Source organism: Immundisolibacter sp. (genome assembly GCF_028696615.1).
In the GTDB taxonomy this organism is placed as follows: domain Bacteria; phylum Pseudomonadota; class Gammaproteobacteria; order Immundisolibacterales; family Immundisolibacteraceae; genus Immundisolibacter.
The window spans coordinates 1-8,177 of sequence record NZ_JAQVGQ010000117.1 but is presented as its reverse complement, the minus strand read 5'-3'; the positions used below and the strand labels follow the sequence as shown (position 1 = coordinate 8,177).

Below are 8,177 nucleotides of genomic sequence, written 5' to 3'. Positions count from 1 at the left end.
GACGTCAAGGACGGCGCCATCGTGCTGCACGACGACTACGTGCCGGGCGCCTTCCTGTTCCCGACCCAGAAGGCACTGCCCAATGCCGGGCGCCTTCAGCTGGCCGCCGGCGACGTGGAGCAGGGCTTCAAGGACGCCGACATCGTGGTGGAGCGCGAATACACCACCGCCACCGTGCACCAGGGCTACATCGAGACCCACGTCACCACCTGCCGCTGGGACAGCGACCAGCACCTGACGGTATGGACTTCGACCCAGGGCGCGTTCGCGATCCGCGACTTCCTGGCCTCGATCCTGAACATGCAGCTGTCGCAGATCCGCGTCATCCCGATGGAAATCGGCGGCGGCTTCGGCGGCAAGGACGTGGTGTATCTGGACCCGCTCGCGGCGCTGCTGGCCAAGAAGACCGGTCGGCCGGTCAAGATGGCCATGACGCGCGCCGAGGTGCTCAAGGCCACCGGACCGAGTTCCGGCACCTATTGCCGGGTGAAGATCGGCGCCAAGAGGGACGGCACGCTGGTGGCGGCCGATCTGTACTTCCTGTACGAGGCCGGTGCCTACCCGGGCGGTCCGATCGCGCCGGGTTCGCTGTGCGCGCTCACCCGCTACAACATCCCGAACGTGGTCATCGACGGCTACGACGTGATGGTCAACAAGCCGAAGATCAAGCCCTACCGCGCGCCGGGCGCCACGCAGGCCAATTTCGTGGTGGAAACGGTGATCGACGAGCTGGCCGAAAAATGCGGCATGGACCCGATCGATTTCCGCCTCAAGAACGCCACCAAGGCCGGTGACCGGCTGATCATCGGCATGCCGGTGCCGCCGATCGGCTCCATCGAAATGCTCGAAGCGGTCAAGAAGCACCCGCACTACACGGCGCCGCTGGGCGGCCCGAACCGCGGCCGCGGCGTATCGTATGCCTTCTGGTTCGGCGCCGGGCTGACCTCGAGCTGCGAGCTGCACGTCAACGTCGACGGCACGGTGAACCTCGCCACCGGCTCCGCGGACCTGTCCGGCACGCGCATGACGCTGGCCATGCAGGCGGCCGAGGCGCTCGGTGTGCCGCTCAGCGACATCAGCTCGAGCGTGTCCGATACCGACTCGATCGGCTACACCTTCCAGTCGGTGGGTAGCCGCACCACGTTCGCCACCGGCTACGCCATCATCAAGGCGGCCGAGAAGGTGATCGAGCAGATGAAGCAGCGCGTGGCGATGATGTGGGAAACCGACGTCGCCAACGTGGACTGCACGGTCGAGACCGCCGGCGTGGCCGACTTCGTCGACCGCAACGACCCGCACCGGCGCATGCACTTCAAGGAAGTGGCGGCGCGCATGGAGGAGACCGGCGGGCCGATCTCGGCCGACTTCACCGCCAACCCGCACGGCGTCGGTTTCCAGATCGCCGCCAACATCTGCGACGTCGAGGTCGATCCGGAGACCGGCAAGGTGCAGATCCTGCGCTTCACGGCCTTCCAGGACGTCGGCAAGGCGGTGCATCCGGACTATGTGGAAGGCCAGATGCAGGGCGGCGTGGTGCAGGGCCTGGGCTGGGCGCTGCACGAGGGCTACTGGTACAACAAGGATGGCCGCCTGGCCAACGCCAGCCTGCTCGACTACCGCATGCCGACCGCGCTGGACGTGCCGATGATCGACACGGTCATCCTGGAAACGCCGAACCCGGGTCATCCGTTCGGCATCCGCGGCGCCGGCGAGGTGCCGATCGTGCCGCCGCCGGCGGCGGTCGCCAACGCCATCTACCGCGCGGTCGGCGTGCGCATGACCACGCTGCCGATGTCGCCGGGCGCGGTTCTGGAAGCCCTGTGGGCCAAGGAAGGCAAGCCGGCGTCGGTCAAGGTGGCCTGACGGCGACATGGCGAGCGTCTGGATCCCGGCCACCATGCAGCACCTGACCGGTGGTGAGGCGGTGGTCCAGGTGCCCGGCCGCACGGTGCGCGAGCTGCTGACGCGGCTCGACGAGCGGTATCCCGGGCTCAAGGCGGCCATCGTGCAAGACGATGGCCGCTTGCGGCCTGGGGTGGCGGTGGCGGTCGACGGCTACATCAGCAACCTGGGGTTGTTCCAGCCCCTCGACGACGGCAGTGACGTGCAGTTCGTGCCGGCCATCGGCGGCGGCTGAAGCCGCCGGCGGCCGGCGCAGCGGTGTCGCCGCCGGTCTGTCGATCGGGTTGGTATGGGCGAGTTTGCTCGCCGCTGGGCTCGCCGGTTGCGGGCATGCGCCCGCGCGTCCGTCGGCACCGCCACCGGCCGCGCTGGTGACGGCGCCGGACAACCGCCTGGCGGCGCAGATCGCCGCCTCCATGATCGGCGCTCCCTATCGTCCCGGCGGCGAGTCGCCGGCGGTCGGATTCGACTGCAGCGGCCTGGTGCGCTACTGCTATCGCCTGCAAGGCATCGACCTGCCGCGTACCGTGGCGGCTCAGCGTGCGGTGGTGCAGCCGGTGACCGGTGATCGGTTGGCTGTCGGTGATCTGCTGTTCTTCCGGATCGGCACCCGGGTCAGCCACGTCGGCATCTACTACGGCGATGGGCAGTTCGTGCACGCGCCGTCGAGTGGTAAGGCGGTCATGCGCAGCCGCCTCGACGATCCCTACTGGCGCACCCGCCTGCAGACGGGCGGGCGGCCGGTGGTCCCGGCTCAGTTCGACACCGACAGCAGTCCGCGCAGCAATTCTGGGGTGTCGACCAGCGCCGGCAGTTCGCTGGCCGCTACCGGTGCGCTGAGCAGAAATCCCTGACAGTAATCGCAGCCGTGTTGGCGCAGGAAACGTAGCTGGGCGGCGTTTTCCACCCCCTCGGCCACTATCGCCAAGCCAAAGCTGCGCCCGATGCCGATCAGGCTCGTCACCAGCCGGGCGCTGAGCGCATCGTGTGGCAAGCCGGCGATGAGGCCGTGATCGAGCTTCAAACTGCGGATGGGCAGGCTGCCGAGATTGCGCAGGGATAACAGGCCCTGACTGACATCGTCCACCGCCAGATGCATGTCGGTCGCCCCGGTGATGTCGCCCACCGCCCGACCGATCTCCTGCGCGATGATGCGCTCGCTGACCTCGAGGTGCACCGCGTCGCCGCCCAGGCCGTGGCTGTGCAGCACGCGCCGGAAGCGACCGGCGAAGTCGGGGCGTCGCAGTTGCGCCACCGCCAGGTTGGCAGACAGAAAGAATTCCTCGCCGAGCCGCCAGCGCCACTGCGCGAGCTGCGCGCACAGCCGCTCCAGCACCCAGTCGCCGATGTCGGCGATGATGCCGCTGGCCTCGGCCACGTCCAGGAACTGCTGCGGCAGCAGCACGCCCTCGCTGGGGTGATGCCAGCGCAGCAGCGCCTCGGCCCCCACGAACCGTTGTTGCTCGAGGTTCAGCAGCGGCTGATACAGCAGGTGGAACTCGCCGCGTAGCAGGCCCCGACTGAGGCCGGTGGCGATTTCCTGGCGCCGGCGCGACACGGCATCCACGTGGCTGTGGGCCACCTGGTAGCGATTGCCGCCGCTGCGCTTGGCCGCGTACATGGCCTCGTCAGCCGCGCGCAGCAGGCCATCGGCATCGCTGGCATGGTCCGGATAGACCGCCACGCCGATGCTCAGCCCGATGTGCAGAGCACGTCCCGCCGCCTGCACTGGCGTGTTCAAGGCTGTCAGCACGCGCTCGGCGATGCGGCTTTCGAGTCCAGGCGGGAAACCCTGCGCCAGCATGACCAGCTCATCGCCGCCTATGCGCGCCAGCAGTTCGCCGGAGCGGCGAATGCCGCTCAAGCGCTCGGCCACGGCGATCAGCAGCGCATCGCCCACCTCGTGGCCGTGCATGTCGTTGACGGCTTTGAAGCCGTCGAGGTCGATGTACAACACGGCCACCCGGTCGCCCTCGCGCTTGGCGCGCGCCAGGGCGGCTTCGAGCGCCTGCTGCAGCCGAACCTTATTGGCCAGCCCGGTCAGGGTGTCGTGCTCGGCGCGGAACTCGAGCGCCCGAGCGGCGGCCCGGTGCTCGGTGACGTCGTGCACGGTGATCAGCGTCAGCGCGCCGGCCGGCTCCAACGGCCGGCAATGCCAGGCTAGCGTGCGTCCGTCCGGCAGAGATTGTTCGCCACTGCCCGGGCCGGCCGCCTCCAGGGTATGGCATGCGATTGGGGCGCCGGTGGGCAGGTTCAACAGGTCGTTCGCGGCGGGATTGGCAAGCAGGACCTGCTGGCCGCGCGCCAATAGGAGTCCATCCGGCGCGGCCAGGAAGGCCCGGTTGATCTGTCCCTGCACCAGCGCCGCCAGCAGCTCGCCGGCGCTGAAATCACGCCGTAGCCACACGCAGCCGGCCGGCCACCGGCACTCGGCAACGGTCGCCGCATCGGCAGGCGTGTGGACTGCCAGGATCAGCGGCGTGTCGCCGGCAGGCAGCGCTACCAGCGCCGGCCCGATGGCCGCCGGCGAGTCGGCCGCAACCAGCACCGCGTCGACGCCGCCATCGCGCAGGCTGGCCGACAAGCCGGCAAGATCGGTCACGCGCAGGTCCACGGCGGGCGTAGCAAAGCCGCCCAGGCGCTGCGCCAGGGCCGCGCCCGCCGGCGCGGTCGCCAAGTCCAGCAGCAGGATGCGCCAGTGATGTCGCGGGTCGACGTAGGCGGCCAATGCATGATCCTCGTGCCGCCGGCGGGGTCTGTCCGCCGGGTGTTGCAAGCCGGCCGCGGCGATGGTGCAGATCGCGGACTGGCACAATGACGCCGATTGTCCGGCATGCCAGTGGCGCGCCATTGGCCATAAGGACAGGTTTCCCGGCGCGCGTGACCCGTGCTGCAGCGTGCCGAGAAATTCCAGGGTCGGGAATTTGCGGCCTTCGAAAAGGCGAGGTGGAGGCGATGGGCGAGGGCGACGGTGGCCGGTTCGGGCAGGACACGCGGCTGGTGCCGATCGGCGATGGGGTGTTTGTCGGCGAGCTGGCCGGTGCCTGGGCGATCGGTACGGTGCCCAACGGCGGCTATGTGATGGCGGTGGCCTGCCGCGCCCTGGCCGCCGTGCTCGATCTGCCCCATCCGGCCAGCCTGACCGGTCATTACCTGCTGCCGACCGAGGCCGGGCCGGTGCGCATCGAGACCGAAGTCATCCGCCGTGGCCGGCGCATCGGCACAGCCATGGCGCGCCTGATCCAGCAGGGGCGCGAGCGGGTGCGCTTTTTGGGGGCGTTCACCGACTTGGCCGGCAGTACTGGCATCGACCTGGCCGTGGAGCACGCGCCGCTGCTGCCGGAGCCCGAGCGCTGCGTGCCGATGGCGCAGCTCATGCCGCGCGCGGCGGCGATCCACGAGCAGCTGATCGCGCGGCTTGATCCGGCCACGGCCAGCCATTGGCACAACGGCGAGCCAAGCGCCGAGCCCGAGCTGCGCGCTTGGCTGGGCTTCGCCGACGGCACCGCGCCGGACGTGTTCTCGCTGCCACTGTTTGCCGACGCCCTGCCGCCGCCGCTGTTCCGCCGGGTCGGCTTCGCCGGCTGGGTGCCCACCGTGGAACTGACCGTGCACGTGCAGCAGGTGCCGGCGCCGGGTTTACTGCGCGCCGACTTCGTCACCCATCACGTGGCCGGCGGGCTGTTGCACGAGGACGGCAAGCTGTGGGACAGCCGCGGCCGGCTGGTGGCGCTGTCGCGGCAGCTGGCCATCATCGGCGGCCCGGCAGCCGGCAGAGGCTGACGTATCGTCCTGTGGTCGGCCCGCCGCGCGCCGGCTCAGGGTTTGTGAAGAAATGCGCGTGCTGCGCATTGCTTGCGTCGCCCGTCCGGTACACGCCCGGACGTGCTCCCGCGAATCAAGCCCTTACGGGCTCGATTCGCGTCCGGCCATCCCTGGCCGGCCTCGGAGCTTGAAAAATTCACAAGCTCTCAGGCGCCGGCGTCGGCCGGCCGCTTGAGCTCGCCGCGCAGGCCCAGTTCCACCTCGATCCGGTGGGCGATGCGTTCGGCGTCCTGGCGGTCGGGGAACGGGCCGGCGGTTACCTCGTGCCGACCGGCGAACGGACGCATCGTGGCGGGCACCGGCGGCCCCAGGTGGCGCAGCTGGGCGACCAGCTTGCGGGCGTTGTTCTCGCCCTGGTAGTCGCCCAAGTGAAGGTACCAGGCGTCCGCCTTCGGCGCCGGCTCGGGTTGGCGCTGCGCCTGCTGAATCGGCGGTGGGGCATACAACGGCGCCATGGCCAGGAAGGCGCTGCGCTCGGGTGCGCCGCGCAGCACCGGCAGCGGATAGCCGGACTGCGCCTGCACGTACGTGCGCACGCGCTCCCAGTCGACGTCGTGTTCGTCGCGGCCACGCGCCGCCAGCGCCTTGCGGATGGCGACCGTGGCCACCGCCTCGGCGGCATTCGCCGTCATGGCGTGTTCCTCGAGCGGTTTGTGGACCTCGAGCAGCAGCTGATCGCCCTGCCAGCCGGCGAGAATGGGCTGGTCGACCACCGTCACCTCGGTGCCGACGTCGGCCTGGTCGAACAGGCGGGTGATGTCTTCCGGGTACAGCTGCAGGCAGCCGTGCGTGACACGCAGGCCGGTGCCGGACGGCTTGTTGGTGCTGTGGATGACATAGGTTGGCCAGCCGAGATCGAGCACGTGGGTGCCGATGGGGTTGTCCGGGCCGCCGGGCACCACCGCCGGCAGGGGATCGCCACGCAGCGCGTGGGCGCGGCGCACCGAGGCCGGCACCCGCCAGTCGGGGTAGGCGCGCTTGCGCGTGACCTGGGTGGTGCCGAGCGGCGTCGGGAACTCCTCGCGACCGATGCCGATCGGGTAGCTGACCACACCCTGTTTGCCGCTCGCATCCGCCGGCAGGAAATGGAACAGCCGCCGTGCCGCGAGGTTGGCCACCAGCCCCCGGTGCGGGGCATCGGGCAGGATTTGTGCCACCGGCAGGACCACTTCGCGGCCGTCGCCGGGCACCCATATGTCCACGCCGCGGTTGGCCCACTCCATTTCTTCATAGCCAAGATGGAAGCGGCGGGCGATGTCGAGCAGTGTCTCGTCGCCTTGTACGCGCGTCACCTGCGTGACGCCCACGACCTGTTGCTGCGGGGCCAGCTCGAATGCGAGCTGCGGGCCGGGCGCGGGCGCGCGCGTCGGCGCCTCGGCTTTCGGTGGCGGCGGTGGCAGCGGGACCACCGGCTCTTTCATGCAGCCGGTGAGGGTCAGCGCGATCAGCAGGCCGCCGAGCGCGTAGCGCCGCGCCGTCGGGCCAGCCCGGCGGCGATCAGGCATTGCCGACATTGCGGTCGTACGGCGAGTGGAAATAGCTGCTCTCCTCGGCCGACTCGCGCGTTTCGTCCAGCAGCTGCTGCAGGCGCATTTCGGCGGTGGCCATGTCGGCGCAGGACCGGCACGACGGGTCGGCGCACGGCTGGTGCGTGTACAGCCAGAAATGCACGATGCCGGACAGCATGCCGGAGGCGATTTCCCAGGCATCGGCGTCGGGGTGAGCATCGAGGAATTCGTTGCCGAGCGCGACCACGCGGTCGGCAACGTCATCGAACAGGGATTCGGAATCGGTGCGGTTCATGGCAATGGCCCTCGCGGGCGTAGTAACAAACGACGCGCATTCTAGCGCCGCGCCACCGCGCCCGAGCCATGACGGGCCCGCGAGTCGAAAAGGGGCACGGATGCCCTTTTCAGCGGCCTTTTACACCGGCGCGCGCAGCGGCCCCAGGTGGCCCCAGAAGCTGATGTCGTCGTACTCGACCACCTGCCAGTCGTCCGGCCGGTCGATGGTGCGCCCGCCGCAGCCGTACTCGAGCTCGAAGCCGGACGGCGTCAGGGTGTAGAACGACACCACGTGGTCGTTGGTGTGCTTGCCGAGCGACATGGTCACCTTGCGGCCCTGGCGCAGCGCCAGCTCGTTGGCCATGCCGACGTCGTCGAGCGAGTTCGCCTCGATCATGATGTGGTGGAAGGCGTCGTGCGGGCCGCCGAGCAGCGCGAAGCTGTGGTGGCGGGCGTTCAGGTGCATGAAATACGCCTTGGCCTGCACCGGCTTGATGAAGATGTAGTCGGATATCCTGAGGCCCAGGACGCCGTAGAAGGCCATCATGGCGTCCAGGTGCCGGGTCATGAACACGATGTGCCCGAGGCCCAGATCGCCGGTCTTGAAGCCGCGGAACTCGCGTGCCGGATGGAACGGGCAGCCGCTGAGCTGGCCGTAGAACAGCC

At 69.5% G+C, this 8,177-nt stretch carries 8 protein-coding genes; 4 read left to right on the top strand and 4 right to left on the bottom strand.

Going from position 1 to position 8,177, the window contains the following annotated elements; translation table 11 throughout:
• From PHC73_RS08830 to PHC73_RS08820, 3 genes are all read left to right on the top strand, one after another.
• On the top strand, positions 1-1,863 hold a 1,863-nt coding region (locus tag PHC73_RS08830; protein ID WP_300126841.1), incomplete at its 5' end, for a molybdopterin cofactor-binding domain-containing protein.
• A gap of 7 nt (positions 1,864-1,870) precedes the next feature.
• Positions 1,871-2,137 (top strand): MoaD/ThiS family protein, encoded by a 267-nt coding sequence (locus PHC73_RS08825; protein ID WP_300126839.1) that lies wholly within the window; start codon positions 1,871-1,873, stop codon positions 2,135-2,137.
• Complete coding sequence (locus tag PHC73_RS08820) at positions 2,100-2,756, top strand: C40 family peptidase (protein ID WP_300126837.1); 657 nt, start codon at positions 2,100-2,102, stop codon at positions 2,754-2,756. The genes PHC73_RS08825 and PHC73_RS08820 overlap by 38 nt, the downstream gene beginning before the upstream one ends.
• Here the strand turns inward: PHC73_RS08820 and PHC73_RS08815 are convergent.
• Positions 2,657-4,630, bottom strand: coding sequence for an EAL domain-containing protein (locus tag PHC73_RS08815; protein ID WP_300126835.1), 1,974 nt, complete (start codon positions 4,628-4,630; stop codon positions 2,657-2,659). The genes PHC73_RS08820 and PHC73_RS08815 overlap by 100 nt on opposite strands.
• Before the next feature lie 227 nt (positions 4,631-4,857).
• Between PHC73_RS08815 and PHC73_RS08810 the strand changes: the two genes are divergently transcribed.
• On the top strand, positions 4,858-5,685 hold the full coding sequence (locus PHC73_RS08810; RefSeq protein ID WP_300126833.1) for a thioesterase family protein: 828 nt from the start codon (positions 4,858-4,860) through the stop codon (positions 5,683-5,685).
• Positions 5,686-5,873: 188 nt separating this feature from the next.
• On the opposite strand, the gene PHC73_RS08805 is transcribed toward PHC73_RS08810, so the two are convergent.
• The 3 genes from PHC73_RS08805 to PHC73_RS08795 form a co-directional block, all read right to left on the bottom strand.
• Positions 5,874-7,232: a L,D-transpeptidase family protein gene (locus PHC73_RS08805; protein WP_300126831.1), complete on the bottom strand. Its 1,359-nt coding sequence runs from the start codon at positions 7,230-7,232 to the stop codon at positions 5,874-5,876.
• Positions 7,225-7,530: a hypothetical protein gene (locus tag PHC73_RS08800; RefSeq protein ID WP_300126829.1), complete on the bottom strand. Its 306-nt coding sequence runs from the start codon at positions 7,528-7,530 to the stop codon at positions 7,225-7,227. Before PHC73_RS08800 ends, PHC73_RS08805 begins: the two co-directional genes overlap by 8 nt.
• A gap of 120 nt (positions 7,531-7,650) precedes the next feature.
• On the bottom strand, positions 7,651-8,177 hold a 527-nt coding region (locus PHC73_RS08795), incomplete at its 5' end, for a VOC family protein (protein WP_300126827.1).